At 72.6% G+C, this 22947-nt stretch carries 19 protein-coding genes; 6 read left to right on the forward strand and 13 right to left on the reverse strand.

What is annotated here, in order from left to right:
- Window positions 1–1462: 1462 nt before the first annotated feature.
- Window positions 1463–2032, reverse strand: a complete 570-nt coding sequence (locus CFP66_RS15095; RefSeq protein ID WP_094924336.1) for a dTDP-4-dehydrorhamnose 3,5-epimerase family protein — start codon at window positions 2030–2032, stop codon at window positions 1463–1465.
- A gap of 128 nt (window positions 2033–2160) precedes the next feature.
- On the opposite strand from CFP66_RS15095, the gene CFP66_RS15100 reads away from it, so the two are divergent.
- Window positions 2161–3300, forward strand: a complete 1140-nt coding sequence (locus tag CFP66_RS15100) for a methyltransferase domain-containing protein (RefSeq protein ID WP_094924339.1) — start codon at window positions 2161–2163, stop codon at window positions 3298–3300.
- Between the two features lie 15 nt (window positions 3301–3315).
- Here the strand turns inward: CFP66_RS15100 and CFP66_RS15105 are convergent, their stop codons facing one another.
- Together CFP66_RS15105 and CFP66_RS15110 are read right to left on the reverse strand one after the other, a co-directional pair.
- The gene (locus CFP66_RS15105; protein WP_094924342.1) at window positions 3316–4392 is read right to left on the reverse strand and encodes an acyltransferase; all 1077 of its coding nucleotides are present in this window, start codon (window positions 4390–4392) and stop codon (window positions 3316–3318) included.
- 224 nt (window positions 4393–4616) lie between these two features.
- On the reverse strand, window positions 4617–6059 hold the full coding sequence (locus CFP66_RS15110) for an Nramp family divalent metal transporter (RefSeq protein WP_094924345.1): 1443 nt from the start codon (window positions 6057–6059) through the stop codon (window positions 4617–4619).
- A 171-nt stretch (window positions 6060–6230) separates the two neighbouring features.
- Between CFP66_RS15110 and CFP66_RS15115 the strand changes: the two genes are divergently transcribed.
- Window positions 6231–7019 carry an alpha/beta hydrolase family protein gene (locus CFP66_RS15115; RefSeq protein ID WP_094924348.1) on the forward strand — a complete coding sequence of 263 codons (789 nt, stop codon included), beginning with the start codon at window positions 6231–6233 and terminating at the stop codon, window positions 7017–7019.
- On the opposite strand, the gene CFP66_RS15120 is transcribed toward CFP66_RS15115, so the two are convergent.
- Genes CFP66_RS15120 through CFP66_RS15130 form a run of 3 tightly spaced genes read right to left on the reverse strand, consistent with a single transcriptional unit; the run spans window position 7008 to window position 9195 of the window.
- Window positions 7008–7958: a PDR/VanB family oxidoreductase gene (locus CFP66_RS15120; RefSeq protein ID WP_094924350.1), complete on the reverse strand. Its 951-nt coding sequence runs from the start codon at window positions 7956–7958 to the stop codon at window positions 7008–7010. The two genes, CFP66_RS15115 and CFP66_RS15120, sit on opposite strands and share 12 nt — an antisense overlap.
- Entirely contained in the window at window positions 7955–8146 is a 192-nt protein-coding gene (locus tag CFP66_RS15125) for a hypothetical protein (RefSeq protein WP_094924353.1), read from the reverse strand. The genes CFP66_RS15120 and CFP66_RS15125 overlap by 4 nt, the downstream gene beginning before the upstream one ends.
- A complete protein-coding gene (locus CFP66_RS15130) occupies window positions 8143–9195 on the reverse strand; it encodes an aromatic ring-hydroxylating dioxygenase subunit alpha (RefSeq protein WP_094924356.1) in 1053 nt (350 codons plus the stop codon). Before CFP66_RS15130 ends, CFP66_RS15125 begins: the two co-directional genes overlap by 4 nt.
- 158 nt (window positions 9196–9353) lie before the next feature.
- On the opposite strand from CFP66_RS15130, the gene mftD reads away from it, so the two are divergent.
- Together mftD and CFP66_RS15140 are read left to right on the forward strand one after the other, a co-directional pair.
- Window positions 9354–10529: a pre-mycofactocin synthase MftD gene (mftD, locus tag CFP66_RS15135; RefSeq protein WP_094924359.1), complete on the forward strand. Its 1176-nt coding sequence runs from the start codon at window positions 9354–9356 to the stop codon at window positions 10527–10529.
- 127 nt (window positions 10530–10656) lie between these two features.
- Window positions 10657–11043, forward strand: a complete 387-nt coding sequence (locus CFP66_RS15140) for a MerR family transcriptional regulator (RefSeq protein WP_094924362.1) — start codon at window positions 10657–10659, stop codon at window positions 11041–11043.
- A 14-nt stretch (window positions 11044–11057) separates the two neighbouring features.
- Here the strand turns inward: CFP66_RS15140 and CFP66_RS15145 are convergent, their stop codons facing one another.
- Window positions 11058–12188 carry a DegT/DnrJ/EryC1/StrS aminotransferase family protein gene (locus tag CFP66_RS15145; RefSeq protein WP_233159448.1) on the reverse strand — a complete coding sequence of 377 codons (1131 nt, stop codon included), beginning with the start codon at window positions 12186–12188 and terminating at the stop codon, window positions 11058–11060.
- Window positions 12189–12251: 63 nt separating this feature from the next.
- Here CFP66_RS15145 and CFP66_RS15150 point away from each other — a divergent pair, with 63 nt between their 5' ends.
- Together CFP66_RS15150 and CFP66_RS15155 are read left to right on the forward strand one after the other, a co-directional pair.
- On the forward strand, window positions 12252–13913 hold the full coding sequence (locus tag CFP66_RS15150) for a GMC oxidoreductase (RefSeq protein ID WP_094924366.1): 1662 nt from the start codon (window positions 12252–12254) through the stop codon (window positions 13911–13913).
- A 12-nt stretch (window positions 13914–13925) separates the two neighbouring features.
- A complete protein-coding gene (locus tag CFP66_RS15155) occupies window positions 13926–15542 on the forward strand; it encodes a peptide chain release factor 3 (protein ID WP_094924368.1) in 1617 nt (538 codons plus the stop codon).
- A gap of 25 nt (window positions 15543–15567) precedes the next feature.
- On the opposite strand, the gene CFP66_RS15160 is transcribed toward CFP66_RS15155, so the two are convergent.
- From CFP66_RS15160 to CFP66_RS15185, 6 genes are all read right to left on the reverse strand, one after another.
- A complete protein-coding gene (locus CFP66_RS15160; RefSeq protein ID WP_094924370.1) occupies window positions 15568–16128 on the reverse strand; it encodes a DUF4395 domain-containing protein in 561 nt (186 codons plus the stop codon).
- 16 nt (window positions 16129–16144) lie between these two features.
- A complete protein-coding gene (locus CFP66_RS15165) occupies window positions 16145–17641 on the reverse strand; it encodes an aminotransferase class V-fold PLP-dependent enzyme (protein WP_094924373.1) in 1497 nt (498 codons plus the stop codon).
- Window positions 17622–18770 (reverse strand): PIG-L family deacetylase, encoded by a 1149-nt coding sequence (locus CFP66_RS15170; RefSeq protein ID WP_158228109.1) that lies wholly within the window; start codon window positions 18768–18770, stop codon window positions 17622–17624. The genes CFP66_RS15165 and CFP66_RS15170 overlap by 20 nt, the downstream gene beginning before the upstream one ends.
- Window positions 18771–18981: 211 nt before the next feature.
- Window positions 18982–20139 carry an NAD(P)/FAD-dependent oxidoreductase gene (locus CFP66_RS15175; RefSeq protein WP_094924379.1) on the reverse strand — a complete coding sequence of 386 codons (1158 nt, stop codon included), beginning with the start codon at window positions 20137–20139 and terminating at the stop codon, window positions 18982–18984.
- Window positions 20140–20238: 99 nt separating this feature from the next.
- Complete coding sequence (locus CFP66_RS15180; protein WP_369805071.1) at window positions 20239–20889, reverse strand: response regulator; 651 nt, start codon at window positions 20887–20889, stop codon at window positions 20239–20241.
- Window positions 20889–22748, reverse strand: a complete 1860-nt coding sequence (locus tag CFP66_RS15185; RefSeq protein WP_143517267.1) for a histidine kinase — start codon at window positions 22746–22748, stop codon at window positions 20889–20891. The genes CFP66_RS15180 and CFP66_RS15185 overlap by 1 nt, the downstream gene beginning before the upstream one ends.
- Between the last annotated feature and the right edge of the window lie 199 nt (window positions 22749–22947).

Consider the following 22947-nt stretch of genomic DNA (forward strand, 5'->3'; position numbering starts at 1 on the left):
TCCGCCCGTGATCGACGCTGCCGGTCGGGACGCGGTGCGCGGTGATCGATCCGATCAGTACCTGGGTGCGGAGGCGGCGACAGTGGCGTACTCGTCGGAGCGATCACGGCCGGGTGATCGGTCCGATCAGTACCTGGGGGCGGTCGCTGCGACGGTGGCGTACTTGTCGGGGTGTTCGGGGCCGGTTGATCGGTCTGAGCAGTGCGTGGGGGCGGTCGCTGCGACGGTGGCGTACTTGTCGGGGTGTTCGGGGCCGGTTGATCGGTCTGAGCAGTGCGTGGGGGCGGTCGCTGCGACGGTGGCGTACTTGTCGGGGTGTTCGGGGCCGAGTGATCGGTCTGAGCAGTGCGTGGGTGCTGTCGCGGCGACGTCAGGTGCTTGTCGCAGCGATCACCATCGGGCATCCGAGGTCCGAGTCGGCCGCACGCTGGATGTGTCGACCTCGCACCGTTTTCGCTGATCACGGCCACCTCGGGGTTCGGAACGCGACCGTTGCATGATCAATGAGACGTGAGCGGGGTCTGCTGGAGATCAAACCCCGCTGAGGTCTCGCTCGTGGCGCATCCTGCGGTCGTGGCCGTCCAGGTTCCGTGTCCGTTGCATGACCAGGTAGACGTGAGAGGGGTTGGGGGAAGATCCAACCCCGCTCAGGTCTACGTCGTCGTGGGATCTCCTGTGGGCGGGCCGTTCCCGGCTCGCGGCCTTTGCCTCACGCCCTGGTCCTGGTCTTCGGCGTAGTCGGCCGGGTTTCGGCTGCTGCTGTCTGTCGGTGGGGTGGTCGGGTTGGCGGAACTGCCGAATATCGGGGTTGGGTGGGCGGCCGTTCCCGGCGCGGGCCCAGGCCTGTTGGGGACGAGTCCGTCGCTGCTGGGTGCTCGCGCGCCTTGCGGTGGTCCCGATCCACCGCCTCACGATGATCATCGGTCCGGTTCGAGGCGCGTTCACCTCTCATGATCGGCGGGATCGGGACATGGGCTGCAGGGGGAGTTTGTTGCCGGATGGGTCGGGCCCGTACCGCGGGCGCTGCGTCGATCACGGGCAGATGGTGGTCGGTCGATCTTCGGCCACGACCCTCCGCCCTTGATCGACGCTGCCGCTCGGGACGCGGTGCGCGGTGATCGATCTGATCAGTACCTGGGGGCGGGTGCTGCGACGGTCGCGTACGTGTCGGAGTGATCACCGCCGGGTGATCGGTGCGAGCAGCGCGTGGGTGCTGTTGCGGCGCCGTCTGGTGCTTCTCGCTGCGATCACCGCCGGGTGATCGGTCCGAGCAGTGCGTGGGTGCTGTCGCGGCGACGGTGGCGTACTTGTCGGAGCGATCAGGGCCGGGTGATCGGTGTGAGGAGTGCGTGGGTGTTGTTGCGGCGATGTCTGGTGCTTCTCGCAGCGATCACCATCGCGCATCCGCGGGCCCCGATTGGCAACACGCTCGATTCCGCCCGGGAACGCGCCGACACGGCGATCATGAGGGCGGGAACGCTGAGGCCGTGGTGCCCAGCAACTGCCCGAGCTCGCTCCACGTCCGCCCGGCACGGTCCTTGGCGCTCATCACCGCCACCGGCAACGGCCAGTCGATCGCGAGGTCCGGGTCGTCGTACCGGACCGTGACGTCCTCGCTCGGGTCGTGCTCGGCGTCGATCCGGTAGCAGGTGTCGGCCTCGGCGAGGGCCTGGAAGCCGTGCAGGCACCCGCGCGGGATGTACAGGCTCGCCATGTTCTCGTCGTCCAGGCGGAACGATTCGACGCGGCCCATGGTGGGCGAGTCGGGCCGCGCATCCACGATGACGTCGAAGATCGCGCCGCGCGCGCAGCGCACCAGCTTCGCCTCGCCGCGCCCGACCCGCCCGTGCATCCCCCGCAGCCCGCCGACTACGGTTCGCGACTGGGAGTCCTGCAGGAACGCGTGCGGATCCACGCCTGCCCTGCGCGCCACGTCGGCGTCGAAGGTGCGGCTGAACCACCCGCGTTCGTCGCGGTGCGGCGACGGCTCGAACACCAGGAGGCCGGCGATCGCGGTCTCGCGGACGTGCATGCTGCCTCCGGGTCGGTTCGTCCGAACCTCGTTCGATGTCCCCGGGTGACGTCCCGGGCGGGTCGCGCGACCTTACCGCCGTCCGCCATCACCACCCGCCACACCACCGGAACGAGCCGGGAGAGTAGATGGAGACCGTCCGCCCCACCTGCCGTGCCTGCCACCACACCGAGGGCGACATCGTCCTGGACCTCGGCGCCCAACCGTCGTCGGAGCTGTTCCCGAAGGTGGTCGACCCCGGCCCGGACGAGCTGTTCCCGCTGCGCATGTGGCTGTGCACCCGCTGCGGCCTCGCTCAGCTGGCCGACGACGCCGACGTCCCGGAGGAGGTGGTCGGGGCCGAGCCCGGCGCCCTGACGGCCCAGCGCGCCGACGCCGTCCGCGACCTGGTCGCCGCCGGCGCGCTGCCCCCCGGCGGCACCGTCACCGAGTTCCCGAGCCCGCACGGCGGAAGCTGGCTCGAGCTGCTCGCCGCGCACGGCTTCGCCTCGGCGCCCCCTGGCGGCGGCGATCCCGTCGCCGATCTCGTCGCCGATCTCGTTGTCGACGGCTGCTTCGGCATCATGCACGCGGCCGACCAGGAGGCGGCGGTGGCGGAGCGCGCCGCGGCCGTGCGCCCCGGCGGGCGGCTGGTGGTGCAGTTCCACTCGCTGCACGCGATCATGTCCGGCACCCAGTGGAACGCGCTGCGCCTGGGGCACTACGCCTACTACTCCACGCCCGCGATGATCGGCCTGCTGGCCCGTGCCGGGCTCACCGTCACGACCGCCCGCCGGTACCCGCTCTACGGCGGCACCGTCGTGCTGGTGGCGGGGCGCGCCGACGAGGATCCGGCGGTGGACGCCGCCGCGCTCGACGCCGTCGTCGCGCCGGAGCTCACCGCGGGCGTCCTGCGGCCCGCGGCCGTCGGCACCTTGCAGCACTCGGTGCAGCGCACGGCGGGATCCCTGCGCGAGATGCTCGCCGCGCAGCGCGCCGCCGGGCGTCGCGTGTACGGGTACGCCGCGGCGTCGCGCGCGGTGTCGCTGCTGCGCCTCGCCGAGCTGGACGCCTCGCTGTTGCTCGGGGTGGCGGACGCCTCGCCCGGCAAGCAGGACCGGCGCATGCCGGGCACCGACATCCCGATCATCACCCCCGAAGAGCTGGTGGCCGCCGAGCCGGACGTCGTGCTCGTGTTCGTCTCCGAGCTCGTGGGCGAAGCCAAGGCGGCGTTGCCGCAGATCGAGCGCCGGGGCGGCACCTGGGTGGATGCCGGGGCCGGACGGTAGGCGCCATGAGGCCACTCACGGCCGCCGGAGGCGGGTGGCGGCGAGGCGCGCGGCGATCCGGTCGGGCAGCGAGCTGTTCTTGTGGCGCAGAGCCGGTCGCTCCACGAGGTACCACGACGCGGCGGCGGGCAGCACGGTCAGCGCGATCGTCACCGGCACGAAGACGCCCGTCGGCGCGTCGCCCAGCGCCGTGAGGACCAGGACCTGCTGCAGCGGCCAGTGGTAGACGTAGACGCCGTAGGACAGGTCGGTGCGCATCGACCACGGCCACGGGAAGCACGTGCCCGCCCACAGGATCAGGTAGGCCAGCGGCACGGCGCCCAGCACGCGGAAGTCGTCGAACAGCGCGAGGCTCACCAGGAACAGGCCGGCAGCGGCCGCGGCGAGGTCACGCCGCAACGGGATCCGGGACGCGTACAGGTACGCGGTGGCGCCGAGCAGGAAGACCAGCACCAGGCGGATCACCCGCTCGTCGAGCAGCACCGGGACTCCGGCCTCCTGCAGCGCGGTGAGCACCAGGAGCACGGCGGCGGCCGCGGGTACCAGCACCGGGCGCGAGCGCAGGAGCCCGAGCGCGCCGAGCACGCCGACCACCGCGTAGCAGAACGCCTCGAGCGCGAGCGTCCAGAGCGCCCCGTTGAAGCTCACCCCGTGGGGCGTCGCCGCGAGGATGCCGGCGATGTCGTACTGCAGGATCAGCAGGCCCGCGTTCTCGAGCACGTACCGCCACGCCGAGGGGGTGCCGGTGACCGCCTGCAGCGGCGACATCCCCTGCAGGAGCGCGGCCACCGGTGCCGCCACGAACGCGACCACGAGCAGGCAGACCCAGAACCCCGGCATGATCCGCAGGAAGCGGTGCCACGCGAACCGCGGGAACGAGGTGAGGGTGCACCAGCTGCGGGTGACGAGGAAACCGCTGAGGACGAAGAACCCGTCGAGACCGAAGTCGCCGATGGTCGAGAGGCCGATCCGCGGCTGGTCGCCGGTGTGGTTGGCGATTCCATGACCGACCGCCACGAGCAGCGCGAACGACAACCGCAAGAGGTCGAACGCATTGCGCCGGGGGTCGAAGCGCTCCTGGAGGGCGGCCATGGATCCTTCCGGTCACGGGAGGCTGTGTGCCTCGCCGTGGCCAGCATGCGACCTGGTCGCTTAACCCATGCTGAGAGAGCACCCTCCCGTGGTGGGAGAGTGCTCTCTCAGTTCGCTCCTCGTGCGATCAGGCGATGATCCCGGTCGCCCACATCAGGGCGAGCAGCACCATCCAGATCGCCAGCGCGACGAGCACGCGCAGCCACAACCGTTTGAGCAACAGATCATCCGCCACTGAGGTTGTCGAGGACGAGCATGACCGACAGGAAGCCGAAGAAGAGGAACGAGACGGCCAGCACGGCCAGTCGCACCCCGCTGACCTGGATCTCCTTCGGCAGCGCCTTCCTGTTCAGCCACGCCAGCAGGCCGGAGTAGAAGAACATCTGCACGCCCGCGATCGACGACGCGATGACCACGAGCAGGAACGGCTGGTCGACGCCCGCGAGGAGGATCAGCGAGCCCACGAGGATCATGATCCAGACGGTGATGACGTAGATCCGGCTCTCGGTCCAGGTCGTGCTGTCCTTGAGCGCGTTGACCTTGAACTGGTCGGCGATCAGCCGGCTGGTGTAGTCGAGGATCCCGAGGTTGGTCGAGAAGAGCGCGACCGTCGCGGCGATCCAGAAGGCGGTGCCGAACCACGGGGCCACGGTCTGCTGGAGGGTCTGCCCCTCGAGGAACAGGAACTCGAGGTCCTGCGCCTGCACCCCGCGCGGCAGCGTGGAGTACGCGAGCACCGACAGGACGATGAGCGACAGGACGCCGACGAGGAAGAAGGTGATGAACTGTTCCCAGTTCGCGACCTTCCACCACCCGCGCCAGCGCCGCATGTTCTCGTCGTTGACCGGGAACATGTACCCGAGTGAGGGCCGCGCCTCCTCGTGTCCCGTGATCGGCGAGACGATCTTGGGCATGTGGGCGCCCATGCCCATGCCCTTGTCCCGGATGTAGTTGCTCTGCACCAGGTTGTTCGCGCCGCCCGCGCCGGCGAAGGCGAGCGCACCCAGGAGCAGCGGGATGCTGAGATCCGGGTGTCCGAGCGGGAAGGTGGCCTGGCCGATGCCCTCGCTGACGAGTGCACCCCAGGCCTCGCCCGTGGTCGCCACGGGGATCGCGACGACGATGATGATCATGATGATCGCCACCAGCACGAACTGGATCTTCTCGACGGCCTGGTAGACGACCGGCGACAGCGTGAGGGTGATGCCGATCGCGATCAGTGCCGCGATCGTGATCGGGACGATCGGCGCGTTCTCGCCCAGGTCGAGGACGAACGTCGCGGTCGTGGCCGCGCCGGTGGCCCAGCCGGGCCAGAAGTTCTGGCAGAGCGCGAAGATGATGAACAGCCACCACCACGGCTTCCAGAGCCGGGTGAAGCCCGTGATCGCGGACTCCCCGGTGGCGAGCGTGTAGCGCTCGATCTCCATGTTGAGGAAGAACTGGATGCCGAACCCGACGAGCGCGGCCCAGATGAAGACGAAACCGATCTGGGACGTGATGTAGGGCCAGAGGATCGTCTCCCCGGACCCGATGGCCGTGGCGAGGATGATGACGCTCGCCCCGGAGATCTTGCGCAGCGACACCGGTTCCGGGAGATCCCGGAAATCGACCGGCGGCAGGTACTTGCTCGGGAGCGTGATCTGGTTCTGTGCGGGCTCGGGGCCCATCGGCGCCTCCTTGCGCGTCAAGGTGGCCGATGTCCGCACCACCGTGTACAGGACCGCCCGCACTCACCCGGGTGGGTGAGCGGTCGCTAGATCGCAACAGTGGGCGTGGGCGCTGTCAAGCTCTGACACCGTTCCGGTATCCACCTGTGCCCACCGTGCAGGATTCGACGTGTGGCCCACCTGCGATGCGACTTCTTCTCCGACGTCCTCGGCCTGAGCACCTCGATGACCGTGCTCCTGCCCCAGCGCACCAGCACCCAGATCGGGATGGCGGGCGGCGGCGACGGCCCACCTCCCGTGTTGTACCTGCTGCACGGGCTCAGCGACGACGACACGACCTGGCTGCGGCGCACCTCGATCGAGCGCTACGCCGCCGCGCTCGGGCTCGCGGTGGTGATGCCGCAGGTGCACCGCAGCTTCTACGCCGACCAGGCCGCGGGCGGGCGGTACTGGACCTTCCTGTCCGAGGAGCTGCCCGAGATCGTCGGCGCCTTCTTCCGGGTGTCCGACCGGCGCGAGGACACCTTCGTGGCCGGCCTGTCGATGGGCGGGTACGGCGCCCTGCGCTGGGCGTTGCGGGCGCCGGAGCGCTTCGCCGCGGCGGCGAGCCTCTCCGGAGCGCTCGACGTGACCGCGCGCCTTCGCCCTCGCCCGGAGGACCCGCACCTGTTCGCGCGCGTGTTCGGCGACGAGGAGGTCGCCGGGAGCCCGCACGACCTGCACGCGCTGCTCGAGCACTCCGACGCCGGGGTGCTGCCGGGCCTGTACCTGTGCTGCGGCACGGAGGACCCGCTGCTCGGGGAGAACGAGGCGTTCCGCGACGCGTGCCGGGCCGCGGGAGTGCCGCTGCGCGCCGAGTTCTCGCCCGGCGAGCACGAGTGGGGCTACTGGGACGCCCGCATCCAGGACGTGCTCGCCTGGCTCCCGCTGCGCCCGGGGGCGGGGCCCTCAGAGGTCTAGCACCAGTTTGGGGCCGGCTGCGCGGGAGACGCAGGGGAACATCGTGTCGTGCGCCGCGCGCTCCTCCTCGGTGAGCAGCGAGTCGCGGTGGTCCACCACGCCGGAGAGCACGGCGGTCTCGCAGGTGCCGCAGGTGCCCTCCCGGCACGACGACAGCAGCGCGACGCCGGACTCCTCCAGGACGTCGAGGACCGCGCGGTCCGGCGGCACGGTCACCGTCGCGCCCGACTGCGCCAGCTCGACCTCGAACGCCCCTGCCAGTACCGGCGCGCCCACCTCCTTCGGCGCGAACCGCTCGACGTGCAGGGTGCCCGGCGGCCACCCGGCGCACCGCTGCTCCACGGCGTCCAGCAGCGGCGTCGGCCCGCAGCAGTAGACGAGGGTGCCCGGAGCCGCCGCGGCGAGCATCGCGTCGAGGTCGAGCAGGCCGTGCTCGTCCTGCGGGCGCAGCTGGACCCGCTCGCCGTGCGCGGCGCGCAGCTCGGCGGCGAAGGCCATGGTCGCGGCGCTGCGCCCGCCGTACACCAGCTGCCAGTCCGCCCCGGCGTCGGTGGCGGCGGCGAGCATCGTCGCGATCGGGGTGATCCCGACGCCGCCGGCCACGAACAGGTAGCGCGGGGCCGGGACCAGGGCGAAGTGGTTGCGCGGACCGCGGACGGGCACGGTCGTGCCGGGCAGCAGCTTCTCGTGCACGAACTCCGAGCCGCCGCGTCCGTCCGGCTCGCGCAGCACGGCGATCCGCCACGCGCCGCGGTCGGCGGGGTCGCCGCAGAGCGAGTACTGGCGGGTCAGCTCGGGGGTGAGCACGAGGTCGACGTGCGCACCGGGCTCCCACGGCGGCAGCGCCGCGCCGGCCGGATCGCGCAGCACGAGAGTCACCACGCCCTCGGCGGCGTCGGTGCGTCCGGCGACGACGAGCTCGCGCAGCTCCTCGGTCATCGCGACGCCCCGGCCATGGCCGGCTCCGGATGCGGGGCCGGAACGGGCGCGCCGTGCCCGACGGGGTGCGCCAGCAGCCACTCCCACATCTCGACGGGTCCGTCGGCGACGTGCGCGGCGCCGCAGTGGCAGGTGCCGCGCAGGCGGTCGCTGCCGGGCACCCAGTCCACCCGCAGGACGCCGGTCACGTGCCCGCCCCGGCCGGCGCGGCCGCGACGAGTGCCGCGAGCATCCGGCGGGCCGCGAGCCCACCGGTGTCGATGTTGATCGAGAGCTCCTGGTAGCCCGCGGGCTCGGTGGCGATCACCTGTTCCAGCACGTCGAGCGCCTCGACGTCCTGCAGGACGACGGTGCGGTTCTGCTCGGCCAGGAAGTCCGAGACCTCCTGGTCGTCGCGGGCGAAGTCGCGGGCGACGGCCCAGAAGTCGTGCGTGGAGTGCTCGGTCTCGGGGGTGATCGCGTAGACGACCTCGACGTGGAAGGCGTCCGGGTCGCCGCCGTCGGGGTGCGGCACGCTCCCGACCGGCGCGATCCGCGAGTGGAGCGTGTAGAGGCACGGCGGCGTGTACTCGATGTCCTGCCACCGGGAGATCCGCCCCGTGAGACCGGTGGACCGGGCGTAGAACGGCGGGCACTCCGCGTCGTCCATGTGCCGGCTGACGGTGACGACACCGGCCGCCTCGTCCACCTCGGTGCGGATCGGGGTGGAGGCCACCTCCGGCGTGCCGATGTAACCGCCGTGCAGGTAGGTCTCGTGCGAGAGGTCGAGCAGGTTGTCCACGAGCAGTTCGTAGCGCGCGGCGAGGGGCTCCATCCCACTGACGGTCGTGTAGCCGGGGGAGTCCAGCCACGGCGCCCGGGGGATGCGCGCCGCGTCGGCGCGGTCCGGATCGCCGATGAAGATCCAGACGAACGAGTCCTGCTCGACGACGGGGTAGGAGCGCAGGCGGGCGGTGCGCGGCACGCGGGTCTGGCCCGGCACCGCGACGCAACGGCCGTCTGCGGCGTAGGTGAAGCCGTGGTACCCACAGACCACCTGGTCCTCGACGAGGCGGGTGGGGGCCTGGGAGAGCGGGAACCGGCGGTGCACGCAGCGGTCCGACATGGCCGTCACCTCGCCGGCGGCGGTGCGCCAGAACAGGACGGACTCGCCGCAGATGGTGCGCGAGAACAGCTCGTGGGAGATCTCGCGGCCGTAGGCGGCCACGTACCACTGGTTCCGGGGAATGGTGGTCACCAGGGGCTCCTTCCGTGCGTCAGGTTTCCTGACATCGTCCGCACGGAGGTGCCGTGACCGAACAGCGTTCCCGGGCGGTGGAAAGAAACCTCACCGCGCGACCGCCACGAGGCGCGCGTCACGTGGTCGGGCGGGTCGCGCTGGTTAGTGTGTCGCCCATGGCCAGCACGAGGGAGTGGTTCGAGTCGGTCGCCGAGGCGCAGCGGCGAGCGCGCAGGCGGCTGCCGAAGTCGGTGTACATGGCGCTGGTGGCGGGTCAGGAGCGCGGGCTCACCCTCACCGACAACGTCGAGGCGTTCGACGAGATCGGTTTCCGCCCGCACATCGCGGACCTGCCCGCGCAGCGCCTGCAGGCCACCTCTGTGCTCGGGCAGGACATCGCGTTCCCGGTGGTCATCTCACCGACCGGTGTGCAGGCCGTCCACCCGGAAGGCGAGGTGGCCGTGGCCCGCGCCGCCGCCGCAGCGGGCACGGCCATCGGCCTGAGCTCGTTCGCGAGCAAGCCCGTGGAACAGGTCGTGGCGGCCAACCCGGCCACGTTCTTCCAGATGTACTGGGTCGGCACGCGTGAGCGCATCCTCGCCCGGGCCGAGCGGGCCCGGACCGCTGGGGCGAAGGCGCTCATCGTCACGCTCGACTGGACCTTCGCGTCCCGGCGCGACTGGGGCAGCCCGATGATCCCCGAGCGGCTCGACCTCAAGGCGATGCTGCGGTTCGCGCCCGAAGCCGTCGTGCGCCCGCGCTACCTGCTCGACTGGGCCCGCAGCGGCGCGCTGCCCGACCTGACCACGCCGAACCTCGCCGCCGCGGGCGAGCAGGCACCCACGTTCTTCGGCGCGTACGGCGAGTGGATGCAGACCCCGCTGCCCACCTGGGAGGACATCGCCTGGCTGCGCGAGCAGTGGGGTGGCCCGTTCGCGGTGAAGGGGATCATGCACCCGGACGACGCGCGCCGCGCCGTCGACGCCGGGGCCACCGCGATCTCGGTGTCCAACCACGGCGGCAACAACCTCGACGGCACACCCGCTTCGATCCGCGCCCTGCCCGCCGTCGTCGACGCCGTCGGAGATCAGGTGGAGGTGCTGCTCGACGGCGGCGTGCGCCGCGGCAGCGACGTCGTCAAGGCGCTCGCCCTGGGCGCGCGGGCCGTGCTGATCGGCCGGGCCTACCTGTGGGGCATGGCCGCGAACGGCGAGGCCGGCGTCACGAACGTGCTGCAGATCCTGCGCAGCGGGATCGACGAGGCCCTGCTGGGCCTGGGCCGAGGATCGATCGGCGACCTGACGCCGGAAGACCTGATCGTCCCGGAAGGCTTCACGCGCGCGCAGAAATAACCGAACCCCACCTTGGAGCCATGCTGCTGATTTTTCGCGCTCAGAACAGCAGTACGGCTCCAAGGTGCGGGTGGGGGGTGCGCTTAAGCTCGCAGCCGGGCGCGGCGCGGGGGAGGTGCGGTCGGTGATGCAGATCGGTGAGGTTGCGGCGCGGGTCGGGCTCTCGCTGCGCACGATCCGCCATTGGGACGAGATGGGCCTCGTCGTCCCGTCCGAGCGCTCCACCGGCGGTTTCCGGCTCTACACCGAGGCCGACATCGAGCGGCTCGCGCTGGTCAAGACGCTCAAGCCGCTCGACTTCAGCCTGGAGCAGATGCGCGACCTGCTGGACACGATCGACGGGCTGGAGTCCGACACCGGATCCGACGCCGAGCGCAGCAGCGAGCTGCACGGGCGGCTGGCGATGTACCGCGCCGCCACCGACAGCCGCATCGAGGCCCTGCGCGCTCACGTGCAGGGGCTGGAGATGCTCTCCCGCGAGCTGCGACGGCTCGCCAACGGACGCAGTCGCTGATCGGGGATGCCCGATCAGCGACCCATGGCCCGCGTCAGCACCTGGAAGGCCGGGGTCGGCACCTCCGGCGCGAGCTCGACGGCGCACGTGCGGGCCAGCACGTCGAGGGTGACCGGGCAGGAGCCGGGGCCGTAGTCGACCTCGCGGTGGGCCCACGCGTGCGGGTCGAGCCGGGGGTGGTGGGCGCGCTTGGCGAGCACCGGCTGCCAGTTCGCGTAGACGTGCCGGCCGCTGTCGAGCAGCCGCCGCGCCCCGCGCAGCGCGCCGAACGCCTGCGCCTGCGCCGGGTCCTCGAAGGTGAGCGCCAGCCCCACGGCGGAGGACGGGTCGTGGTGCGGGGCGACGGAGACGCCGGACCAGGAGCTGCCCGCGATCCGGTCCAGCACCCGGCGCCTGCGGTCGCGGCGGCGCGCGAGCTGGGCGTCGATGCGGGCGAGCTGGGGGCGCAGCACCGCGGCCGAGAGCTCCGGCATCCGGTGGTTGACGCCGGGGAACAGGGCCTCGGTCTCGATCCAGCCCGGCCGCTCGTAGCTGCCGACGTCGTGGTGCATCGCGGCGCGGGCGTGGATGCGCCGGTCGTTCGTCAGGACGGCGCCGCCCTCACCGGAGGTGATGTTCTTGTGCTGGTTGAAGCTGAACGCGCCGGCGTGCCCGATCGAGCCGACGCGGCGGCCGCGGTGCGTCACGCCGATGGCCTGGCAGGCGTCCTCGATGACGACCAGGTCGTGCTCGGCGGCCACCTTCATGATCGCGTCCATGTCGCAGACGAGGTTCAGCATGTGCACCGGGATCACGGCGCGCGTGTGCGGCGTGACCTTGCACGCGAGGTCGGCCGCGTCCATCGTCAGGCTCTCGTCGATCTCGACCAGCACCGGTACGGCACCGACCGCCAGCGGCGCCGCCGCGGTGGCCACCCAGGTGAACGCGGGCACCAGCACCTCGTCGCCCGGGCCGATCCCGGCGCCGACCAGCGCGCCGACGAGCGCGCTCGTGCCGCTGTTGACGGCGAGCGCGTGCTCGACGCCGATCCGCGCACGCAGGTCGCGTTCGAGCTGCGCCGTCTCCGACGTGCCGGAGCCGCCGTAGCGCGCCAGGTCGCCCTTGGCCAGCACCCGCACCGCCGCGGCCATCTCCCGGACTCGCATCTCCCCAGTGTGCAAGAGACGGGGGCCGACCGCGGGCTCCGGGCGTCACTACCCTCGGGCGACGTGCTGATCGATGCGCGTGACCTCGCGCCGGAAACCCGCATCTCGGCGGAGGTCTGCGTGATCGGGACCGGTCCGGCGGGTGCCACCGTGGCCGCGGAACTGGCCGTGCGCGGGGTCGACGTCGTGGTCCTCGAAGGCGGTGCGGATCGCTACACCGGCGATCACCTGGACACCTACCGCGCCGCAGCCGAATCCGAGGTCCACGACCCGGCCGAGGCCGTGCGGCAGAAGCGGCTGGGCGGCACGAGCCTGGTCTGGGGCGGGCGCTGCGCCCCGCTCGACCCGCTCGACCACGCGCCGCGGGAGTGGGCGGGCGTGCCCGGCTGGCCGGTGTCTCCCGACGAGCTCGCCCCGCACCTGCGGCGGGCGCAGCGGCACCTCCAGGCGGGCGAGTACGACTACAGGGCCACGGCCGCCGGGCTCCCGCGCGCGGCGGTGCCCCCGTCGGCGACGCTCGACGTGGAGCGGCTGTGGCGCTGGAGCCCGCCCACGGCGTTCGACGGGCGGATGCGCGCGCTGGCCCGCGCCCGCAACGTCCGGCTGCTGGTCGAGGCCACCGTGGTGCGTCTGGAGCGCGACCCGGTGGGTGGCGCCGTCACCGAGGCGGTGGTCGTGCCGCGAGCGGGTGCCGAGATCACCGTGACGGCCGGGACGTTCGTGCTCGCCGCAGGCGGGTTGGAGTCTGCGCGGATCCTGCTCGCCTCCGACCGGCAGACGCCCGCGGGCCTGGGCAACGAGCACGACCAGGTCGGGCGCCACTACATGACCCACCCGGTCGGCGAGGTCGGCACCGTCGTGCTCGGCGACCGCGGGCGCGCGCTGGGGCTGGGCTACCGGCGCACCCGCGACGGCGTCTACGCGCGCCGCATGCTGGCGCTCTCGCCCGAGGTGCAGGAGCGCCACGGGCTGGGCAACCTCAAGGCCGCCCTGTGGTTCGCCGACCCCATGGACCCGACCCACCGCGACGGCCTGCTCTCGACGTTCTCGCTCACCTACTACGCGCTGCACCGGGCGCGGATGGGCTTCAAGGCCGCGGGCACCCATGCCCGCTACGCCGACGCGAGCGGGTTGGGCGCGCACGTGGGCAACGTCGTGCGCGACTGGCCGCGCGTCGCTCGGTTCGCCGGGTCGTGGGCGCTGCCGCGGGTCACCGGCGGGCGGATCCTGCCCTCGTTCATGCCGCTGGACGGCGCGACCTGCCGGCTGCGGTTCGACGCCGAGCAGACCCCCGAGCCGTACAACCGCGTCACGCTCTCCCGCGAGCGCGACGCGCTGGGCCAGCGGCGGCCGGCGATCCACTACCGGGTCTCGGACGGCGACCGGGACCGGATCCGGCGCAGCATGGAGCTGATCGGCGCGGAGTTCGCGCGGCTCGGGCTGGGCGCGGTCGACACGGCCGACGCCGAGCGCATCGCGACGATGCCCTTCACCGACGGCACGCACCAGATGGGGCTGCTGCGGATGGCCGACTCGCCGCGCGCGGGCGTCGTGGACCGGGACTGCCGGGTGCACGGCTGCGCCAACCTGTTCGTCGCGGGCAGCGCCGTCTTCCCGACGGGCGGGGCGGTCGGACCGACGCTCGCGATCGTCGCGCTCGCCGTCCGGGTGGCCGAGCGCGTGGCCGCCGACCGTGCCCCGCGGGCGCAGACGCGGGCCACGTAAGCTGGGGACCTGATGTCAGAGGTCCATTCAGCGGTCCACGCCGAGCCGGCGGGCGTGCCGGCGCAGGCGCGCAGGCGCCGTACGTTCGCCGTGATCAGCCACCCCGATGCCGGCAAGTCCACGCTCACCGAGGCGCTCGCGCTCTACGCCGAGGTGATCGACGAGGCCGGGGCGGTGCACGGCAAGTCCGGCCGGCGCGGTGTCACGTCGGACTGGATGGAGATGGAGCGCAAGCGCGGCATCTCGATCACGTCGGCGGTGCTGCAGTTCGCCTACCGCGACTGCGTGATCAACCTGCTCGACACGCCCGGCCACGGTGACTTCTCCGAGGACACCTACCGGGTGCTCGCCGCCGTCGACGCCGCGGTGATGCTGCTGGACGCGGCGAAGGGCCTCGAGCCGCAGACCCTGAAGCTGTTCGACGTCTGCCGCACCCGCGGCATCCCGGTGCTCACGTTCGTCAACAAGTGGGACCGGCCGGGCCGGGAGGCCCTGGAACTGCTCGACGAGGTGGAGCAGACGATCGGGCTGCGTCCGATGCCGCTGACGTGGCCGGTGGGGATCGCGGGGGAGCTGCGCGGCCTGGTCGAGTGCGCTACGGGCGAGTTCACCCGCTTCACGCGCACCGCCGGGGGCGCCACCCGCGCCGAGGCCCAGCAGGTGTCCGAGGCGGAGGTCGCCGCGGCCGAGCCGGAGTTCTGGCCCGCGGCGAAGGACGAGCTGGCGCTGCTGCACGAGATCGGTGCCGAGTTCGACGAGAAGGACTTCCTCGCCGGCAGCGCCACGCCGGTGCTGTTCGGCGCCGCGCTCACCGGTGTGGGGGTCCGGCGGCTGCTCGACGCGCTGGTCGACCTCGCGCCGCCCCCCGAAGCGCGCGACGACGCCGAGGGCACCCCGCGCCCGCTGGAGGCGCCGCTGTCGGGGCTGGTGTTCAAGGTCCAGGCCGGCATGGACCGCGCCCACCGCGACCGCATGGCGTTCGTGCGGATCTGCTCGGGCCGGTTCGAGCGCGGAATGGTGCTCACCCACGCCGCGACGGGTCGCCCGTTCGCCACGAAGTACGCGCAGGCCGTGTTCGGCCAGCAGCGCACCACCGTGGAGGAGGCGTTCCCGGGCGACATCGTCGGCCTGGTCAACGCGGGCGCGCTGCGCCCGGGCGACACCCTCTACGCGTCCGACCCGGTGCACTTCCCGTCGATCCCGAGCTTCGCGCCCGAGCACTTCGCCGTGGTGCGCGCCGCCGACGCAGGGGCGTACAAGCAGTTCCGCCGCGGCATCGAGCAGCTCGACAGCGAGGGCGTCATCCAGGTGCTGGTCTCGGACCTGCGTGGCGACCAGGCGCCGGTACTGGCGGCCGTGGGCCCGCTGCAGTTCGAGGTGGTGACCTCCCGGCTGGAGTCGGAGTTCCGCGCTCCCGTCAGGCTGGAGAACCTCGGCTACACGATCACCCGCCGCACCGACGAGGCCGGTGCCGCGCTGCTGGCCGGGCAGAGCGAGGTGGAGGTGCTCACCCGCCGCTCCGACGGCGCCGTGCTCGCGGTGTTCAGCAACAAGTGGCGGATGGAGACGATCCGCCGCAAGTTCGAGGACCTGGTGCTGGAGCCGCTGCCCGCGGGCAGCGAACGCTGAGACGTTCCGTCGCCGGCGAGTCCCATCACGCGCTCGACGGTTGACGGGGAACGGCGCAGGCTCCGTTCGCGCAGATCTCGAAGGCCGGGTCCTTCGTCGCCCATCCCCGCCGGACCAACAGGCCGTGGATCTCGCAGCCCAGGCACCTGCCCAGCACCGCCTCGAACCACATCAGCACGAGGCAGATCAGGCAGATCGTCGCGGGAAGCGCTCCGCGGATCCCGACGTTCGTGATGACGGCCATGGCCAGCGACATGACCAGGCCGAGGGTCCACGCGAACCGCTTCGGCTTGGCCGAGACCCACTCCGGCGGCACCCGCCGGGTCAGCCACCGGGCGAGCACGCCGACCGGGCTGTAGGTGAGTCCCGCCGTCACGCGGATCAGGAACTCCACGAAGAAGAACACGGTGATGACCTGGATCGGGGGGTACACGTTCGCGAAGAACGCGTACCCGAAGGCCAGCGCTCCCAGCGCCATCGTCACACCGGCCGCGGCGCGCACGGCGTTCTCGTCGAACACGGCGGCCCGCACCGCAGCGCCGTCGACGGAGAGCCCGTCGATGACCTCACCGTAGGTCAGCTTCATCGTGTGACCCTTCCTCCTACGCGGCGTCGCGCGTGATTCGGCAGCTGTCGGACACGAACTCGATGCGCCCGATGTCGTCGACGGTCTTGTCGACGAATCCCTGCAGGAAGCACATGAACCGGTACACGTCGGCGAAGTTGCTGGCGATGCCGACGGAGATCCTGATGGCGGCCACGAGCAGGTCGTGCTCGGCGTAGAGCCGCTCGCGGAGCTCGAGGAACGAGATCGGCTCGTTCCGGACGAACCACTTCCGCATGGCCTCGGAGCCGAGGTGGTGGGCGATCTCGCCGGCGCCCGGATTGCAGAAGCACCCGGTGCGCAGCGAGATGTTGACCCGCATGGCCAGCTCCTCGACCCGGCGGTCGTCGACGGGGTGGCCGTCGCGGTCGCGCATCGTGAACGTCACCGTGCCTCCGCGCGCGGTGGTGCCGGTCGGTCCGTGGACCTGGACGAGCGGGCGGCCGTTGGAGTGGTGGAGCCCGGCGAGCGCGCCGAGCACCCAGGCCGTCAGGCAGGCCACGCGGGAGTGGATGGAGTCCAGGCCGGTGCGGGCGATGTGTTGCAGACCGGTTCCGACGGCCGGGAGGTTCAGGTAGTCGACGGTGCCGTCCTCGAACGCCGCCTCGTCGAGGTGCAGGTAGTGGCCGTCCCCCTGCACGGACGCGATCGTGATCGTGCCGCCCGCGAACCAGGGCCGCACGAGGGCGTCGAGGCGGTCGCGTCGCATCAGGAGGCAACCGACCCCCGTCGGGAAGCCGAAGACCTTGTAGAACGAGAACGTCGCGAAATCCGGGCGCGTCGCCGCGACGTCGAACCGGTTGGTGGGCGCGAACGCGGCGGCGTCGACCAGCACGTCCCACCCGGCGTCGTGCGCCTCGTCGACCAGGTCGAGGTCGTGCTGGACGCCGGAGAAGTTGGACTGGGCGGGGAACGCGAGCAGGTTGCGCGCCGACGGGTCGGCCGCGCGGAGGGTGTCGGTCATCGCGGTGCGATCGAGGCGCAGCTCCGGTGCCACCACGGGGACGTAGGCGACGTGGGCGCCCCTGCGGCGGGCGTACTCCCGGATGCCGTTGACCGAGTTGTGGTTGTCGAAGGTGAGCGCGAACGTGCCGCCGGGCCCGAACCGGTACGACTCGCCGACCAGCCGGAGCGCGGCGCTCGCGTTGGCGGTGAAGATGCACAGGTACTCGTCGGCGGGCGCGTGGAAGAACTCGCGGACCAGCGACCGCGTGCGCTCGACGAGTTCGGTGGCCGCCAGCGACGTCGGGTTGTTCGAGTGCGGGTTGCCGAGCACTCGGGTGCACAGCAGCTCGGCGTGGTCTCGGATCTGGCTCGCCGCGTGCAGCCCGCCGCCGGTGTAGTCGAGGTACACGTGGGCGTCGGCGTCGAGGCGCCCGTACTCGACCCGCCGCAGTTCGGCCAGGGCGCCGTGCGGGTCGAAGTCGGGGAACGTCGACAGGAACGCGAGCTCCGCCGCAGCGGCACCCGCCGGTTCACAGAACGGCGTGTTCATGGGATTCCTCGGCCGGTGCGGCGTGCGCGGGCTGCGCGACGGTGAAGTGCTCGGTTGCGAACAGGGACTCCAGCAGCGTCCGCGGGAGCAGGTCCGCGCCCAGGGCGTACTGCGTGCGGTGCGCCGCGAGGGCCGCCACCTTGTGGTCCAGCGCCGCGTGCACGTCGACGGCGAAGCGTTCCGTGCCGGCGGGCTCGGTCCCCGCGCCCCCTGCGTCCCGGCCCGCCGACGGGTCCGCACGGCCCGGGGAGAGCACGAGGCACGTCACGTCCTCGCGTGCCACCACGTGCGCCTTGCGCGGGCACCGGGTGGCGATCTCGTCCTCGCCGACGAAGCACCCGGGACCGACGGTGGCGAGGTCGTGCACGTGGCCGTCGGCGCCCTCGGCCAGGATGTCGGCCGAGCCGGACAGGATGCAGAACAGCTCGGTGCCGAACTCACCCTGCTCGATGATCGACGAGCCCGCGGGGAACCACTCGACGTCGAAGTGGTCGGCCGCGACGCCCAGCATCGAACAACCGTCGGCGATCAGCTTCAGCGCGTGGCCGAACTCGGCGGTCCCGGTGAACCGCTCGTCGTGCGAGGTGAGCCAGGCGACGAGGACGTCGAGCAGGAGCTGCTCCTGCACCGGGAACCGGGCGTGCAGCAGTCGCGGCGGGTCGGCCGTGGTGCGGATCGCCTCGGCCGTCGCGAGGCAGGACATGGCGTGGTCCGGGTGGCCGGTCGCTCCGTCGGGTCCGAACGTGACGACCACGTCGGGCCGGAACGACGCGATCACCGCCCGGGCCGTCGCGGCGACCTCGGTGAGCGGCTGCTTCCCGAGACGCCCGTCTCCCAGGTCCAGGCACGTCACGTGGTCCACCCCCAGCGCGTCGCCGGCCCGTGCCAGCTCCGCGGCACGCACGGCGCCCAGCGTCCGCCTCGTGGCGGCGGTGGCGTCGCGGATCTGACCGGCCTCGCCGCGGGTGAGCGACACGATCGCGGTCGTCGCGCCCGCCGCGGCGCACCGGGCGATCGTGCCGCCGACGCAGAACACCTCGTCGTCGGGATGGGCGAACAACCCGAGTACCCGCGGCGGCCGGTTGCCCGCACCCGCGGGGCCCCACAGCGCCGCGAGGTCGCTCGGCATCCCGTATCGGGAACCGTTGCGGGTTCCGTGACGTGGTCGCGGCGCCATCCCCTCCGAAGGCACCCGTCGCGCTCCGGTCATCTGCTCCTGCAACACGGCGGCTCCATTCGCCTCGATGACCGTCGGTGGCGGATCCCTCCCCGTTGGCGCCGCGACCAGGTCGAGCGTATGGACGGCGGGAGGGCCCGTCCTCCGAGCCAGCACGGAGATGTCAGACGGGTGGCTGATCCGGCGCGACGTACGTGCGGCCGAACCAGCGCAGGGTGCGCTGCGCGCCGAACTCGACCTTGTCGGCGGCGATGGCCCGCGAAGGGCCGTCGATGGTCCCTCGGGGTGGTTGGCCGGGAAGGAACGTGACGTCGACGGCCGCCACCTGGTTGTGGCCGAACTCCATGTAGCAGGTGCCGTGGCCGCCGTAGCCCCCGGACGGCGCGGTGCCCCGGACGAGCGCGGTGATCCGGTCGGCGACCACCAGCGCCTGCCCCTCGGCGAAGACGCCCGCCTTCGGGGTGCCGACGCTTGTGACGTCCCCGATCGCGTAGACGCCCGGGAACGCGGTCTCGAGGGTCAGCGGGTCCACCGGGACCCAGCCGTCCACGGTCATTCCCGACTTCTCCACGACGGCCGGCACGCGGTGCACCGGGACGCCGAGGAACAGGTCGTAGGGCAGCTCGCTGCCGTCGTTGAGCACCGCGACCCCACGGGCCGGGTCGAGCGCCTGGACGCACCGGTCGGGGTGCCACTCGATCCCGCGTTCCGCGAAGGCGGCGAGCAACGCCGCCGACGCGCCCGGCGACGGGGGGATGGGGACCCCCATCGGCATCACGAGCGAGATCCGGGACGCCTCGCGGATGCCGCGCCGGGTGAGGTGGTCGTGCATCAGCAGGGCCGTCTCGCTCGGCGCGGGCGGGCACTTGAACGGCGTCGAGGTGACTCCGACGACCACGTGGCCGCCCGCGAACCGGGCCAGGACCTCGCGCAACGCGAAGGCGCCCGCGATCGTGTAGAACTCGTGACCGCCCTCGACCAACCCGGGCGTGGCACCGGGGTGCAGATCGGCGCCGAGCGCGACCACCAGGACGTCGGCGTCGAGGGGCCCGGCGTCGGTCTCGACGCGCTTCGCGACCGGATCGATCGCGTGCACCACCGCCCGGACCACCCGGACCCCGGGCTTCACGTGGTCGCGGTAGGAGTGGCGGACCGCCGAGGGCGGCAGCCGCCCGAACATGACGTCGAGCTTCGAGAACCCGAAGACGAAGGTGTCGCTCTGATCGACCAGCACCACGTCGACCTCGCCGCCGACGGTCTCGGACAACCTCGTGGCCAGCTCCAGCCCACCGAACCCGGCACCCAGGATCACGACTCGCATGGCGGGAACCCCATCTCACTCCGACCGGCTCACAGGTCCGGTACCGGCGCGATCCTCCCCGCGGGCGGATGCCGCGTCTTCCGAGCCAGCACGGAGACCTCAGCGGTCCGAGGCCCGCACCCGCAGGTAGGCCAGCACGGCGAGCACACGACGGTGGGTGCCCGCCTCGGTGGCGAGGCCGAGCTTGATGAGGATGTTCGCCATGTGCGCCTCGACCGTCCGGGCGGTGACGACCAGCCGGGCGGCGATCGCGTCGTTGGACAGTCCCTCGGCGACGAGGGCCAGCACGTCGTGTTCCCGGGCGGTGAGCCGCTGCAGCGGGTCGGGGGCCCGCCGCGTTCCGAGGACAGCGGCGACGACCTCGGGGTCGACGGCGGTGCCGCCCGCGGCGATGCGACGCACGGCCTCGCCGAGCTCGGCCGGGCGGCTGATGCGTTCCTTGAGCAGGTATCCCACGCCGGCGCCGCTGCCGGTCAGCAGGTCGATCGCGTGGCGGCTCTCCACGTGCTGGGACAGCATCAGCACTCCCACGTCGGGCACGGCGGCCTTGAGTTCGACGGCCGCCTGCAGCCCCTCGGTGGTGTAGGTCGGGGGCATCCGCACGTCCATGACCACGACGTCGGGCGCTGCCGCACGCACCGCGCCGACCAGTCCGAGCGCGTCCGCCCGCTGGTCCACGACGTCGAACCCGCCCGCGGTGAGCAGCCGGGCGATGCCGTCGCGCACGAGCGCGGCGTCGTCGACGAGCATCACCCGCACGGGAGCTCCGCGACGAGTGCGGTCCCGGCGCCGGCCGGGCTGGTGATCCGGAGGCGGCCACCGAGCGCGTCGACCCGGTCCGCGAGCCCCTCCAGGCCCGAGCCGGGCGCGGGGGCCGCGCCGCCGACGCCGTCGTCGACGACCTCGACGTGCAGGAGCCGGCCCCGGGTGGCGGCGCGCACCTCGAGGCGGGTGGCGCCCGAGTGGCGCGCGGCATTGGTCAACGCCTCGGCGACGACGTAGTACGCCCCGATCTGCGCCGCCTGCGGGAGGTCGGCCGCGAGGCGCACCGACAGGTGCACCGGCACCGCCGACCGTTCGGCGAGCGACTCCAGCGACCCCGCCAGCCCGGTGTCGGCGAGGAGCGAGGGGTGCAGGCCGCGCGCGAGCTCGCGCAGCTCGCGCATGGCGCCTTCGAGGTCACTCGCCGCGGCCGCGAGCAGCCGTCCGGCGGCCGGGTCGGCGCCGGACAGGTGCGCCTCGGTGAGGCGGAGCCCCATCGCGACGGTCATCATGCGCTGCTGGGCGCCGTCGTGGAGGTTCCGCTCGATCCGGCGGCGCTCCCGATCGCCTGCCTCGACGATGCGTTGGCGCGAACGGTGCAGCGCCTCCTGGTTCGCCAGCAGCTCGGCGGTGAGACGCTCCCGGTCGACCGCGATCGCGACGACCCGGCCCGCCGTGGCGACGAGGGCCGGATCGTCCAACGACGCACGGTCGTAGGTGATCGCCCCCACGCGGGCCCCCGCCAGCTCGATCTCGGACACGCCGCGGTGCGCACCGGCGACGGGAGTCGCGGCGGCGACCGTGCCGGCGGCGTCGACGTAGCCGCGGTCGGGGAGCCAGAAGACGAGTTGGAGCGTGGGGTCGCCGAGGGTCTCGGCGAGCGCCCGCCGCAGCGCCGCGTGCCCGCGCTCCTCGACACCCAGCCATGCGCCGAGCTCCTCGAGTTCGGCGGTGCGCGCGAAGCCGCCGCGCAGCAGCGACCAGACGAACGCGATGGGGACCAGACCGATGCCCGCCACCTGCACGGCGTAGAGCGTGGTCGGGTTCCACCCCAGCGCCGGGGCGACGACGATGGCACTGAGCGGCACGAGCAGCACCGCGGCGGTGCTGTAGGCGTAGAGCGGGGCGAGCACGCGCCGCTGTGGCGGGGTCGCGGCGCGCAGGCGCCCCACGAGCAGCCATGCGGTCACCGCCATCACGGCCATCCCGACGACGTTCTGCGCCCACCCGCCGATGCTCACCAGCTCGGGCCGGACCGCGACCTGGAGGGTGTCGTACGGGGCCGGGGCGTCGGCGAACAGGTACAGCGGCGCCTGCAGCACGAGGCACGTCAGGTAGGCCACGCCGACCAGCACCCGCGCACCCCGGCCGGTCAACCGGCCGGAGGGGAAGCTCACCAGCAGGTGCACGATCACCGCGAGCGGCACCGTCGCGGTGATCGTCGCGATCGCGACCAGCGCGGGAGCCGTCGCGTTGCCGAAGTCGGCGGCGAGCCAGACGAACCCGCCGGCGGTGAGCACGGCGCCGATGTCGCTGCTCGGGCGGCGCAGCCAGGCCAGCGCCCCGGCGCCGACGAACGCCGCGGCCGTGAGCGTCACCAGTACGTTCATCCAGATCGGGGCCGGCCCTGCGGCGACCGCGGCGAGCTCCACCGCGCCCAGGAGGATCGCGACGCAGGCGAGCTGCACGACGGCGTGGCGCAGGCTCCGTGAGCGCGTCACCCCGCGGCCGCGGGTGGCGAACGGGCCGGGCGCGGTCTGGCCGTCCCCGGCCGCGTGCAGGACCGGTCGGTCGAGGGGGTGCACCGCTGCGCCGACGTCACCGTCCACTCCGAGCGCTGAGGTCATGGTTCGCCAATCGCCGTCGGAGCGTGCCGCGTGATCTCATCGGCGCAGGTGAGAGCGTATCGGCGGGGGCGTGGCGTGCAACCACGTCGACGCAACCGGCGGGCAGGCACCTGTCGGATCGCACAGCGCCACCGCGCCCCGTGCCGGACGGTTTGTGGGTTCGGGGGGTGTCGGGCGCCACCCGCGGCCGGTCATCGTT

The organism is Pseudonocardia sp. MH-G8, from assembly GCF_002262885.1.
Classification (GTDB): domain Bacteria; phylum Actinomycetota; class Actinomycetes; order Mycobacteriales; family Pseudonocardiaceae; genus Pseudonocardia.

Coding starts and splice junctions, on each gene's coding strand:
- CFP66_RS15095 (WP_094924336.1), bottom strand. CDS start 2,032: ATGCACGTCCGCGAGACCGCGATCGCCGGCCTCCTGGTGTTCGAGCCG.
- CFP66_RS15100 (WP_094924339.1), top strand. CDS start 2,161: ATGGAGACCGTCCGCCCCACCTGCCGTGCCTGCCACCACACCGAGGGC.
- CFP66_RS15105 (WP_094924342.1), bottom strand. CDS start 4,392: ATGGCCGCCCTCCAGGAGCGCTTCGACCCCCGGCGCAATGCGTTCGAC.
- CFP66_RS15110 (WP_094924345.1), bottom strand. CDS start 6,059: ATGGGCCCCGAGCCCGCACAGAACCAGATCACGCTCCCGAGCAAGTAC.
- CFP66_RS15120 (WP_094924350.1), bottom strand. CDS start 7,958: ATGACCGAGGAGCTGCGCGAGCTCGTCGTCGCCGGACGCACCGACGCC.
- mftD (WP_094924359.1), top strand. CDS start 9,354: ATGGCCAGCACGAGGGAGTGGTTCGAGTCGGTCGCCGAGGCGCAGCGG.
- CFP66_RS15140 (WP_094924362.1), top strand. CDS start 10,657: ATGCAGATCGGTGAGGTTGCGGCGCGGGTCGGGCTCTCGCTGCGCACG.
- CFP66_RS15145 (WP_233159448.1), bottom strand. CDS start 12,188: ATGCGAGTCCGGGAGATGGCCGCGGCGGTGCGGGTGCTGGCCAAGGGC.
- CFP66_RS15155 (WP_094924368.1), top strand. CDS start 13,926: ATGTCAGAGGTCCATTCAGCGGTCCACGCCGAGCCGGCGGGCGTGCCG.
- CFP66_RS15160 (WP_094924370.1), bottom strand. CDS start 16,128: ATGAAGCTGACCTACGGTGAGGTCATCGACGGGCTCTCCGTCGACGGC.
- CFP66_RS15165 (WP_094924373.1), bottom strand. CDS start 17,641: ATGAACACGCCGTTCTGTGAACCGGCGGGTGCCGCTGCGGCGGAGCTC.
- CFP66_RS15170 (WP_158228109.1), bottom strand. CDS start 18,770: ATGCCGAGCGACCTCGCGGCGCTGTGGGGCCCCGCGGGTGCGGGCAAC.
- CFP66_RS15175 (WP_094924379.1), bottom strand. CDS start 20,139: ATGCGAGTCGTGATCCTGGGTGCCGGGTTCGGTGGGCTGGAGCTGGCC.
- CFP66_RS15180 (WP_369805071.1), bottom strand. CDS start 20,889: ATGCTCGTCGACGACGCCGCGCTCGTGCGCGACGGCATCGCCCGGCTG.
- CFP66_RS15185 (WP_143517267.1), bottom strand. CDS start 22,748: ATGACCTCAGCGCTCGGAGTGGACGGTGACGTCGGCGCAGCGGTGCAC.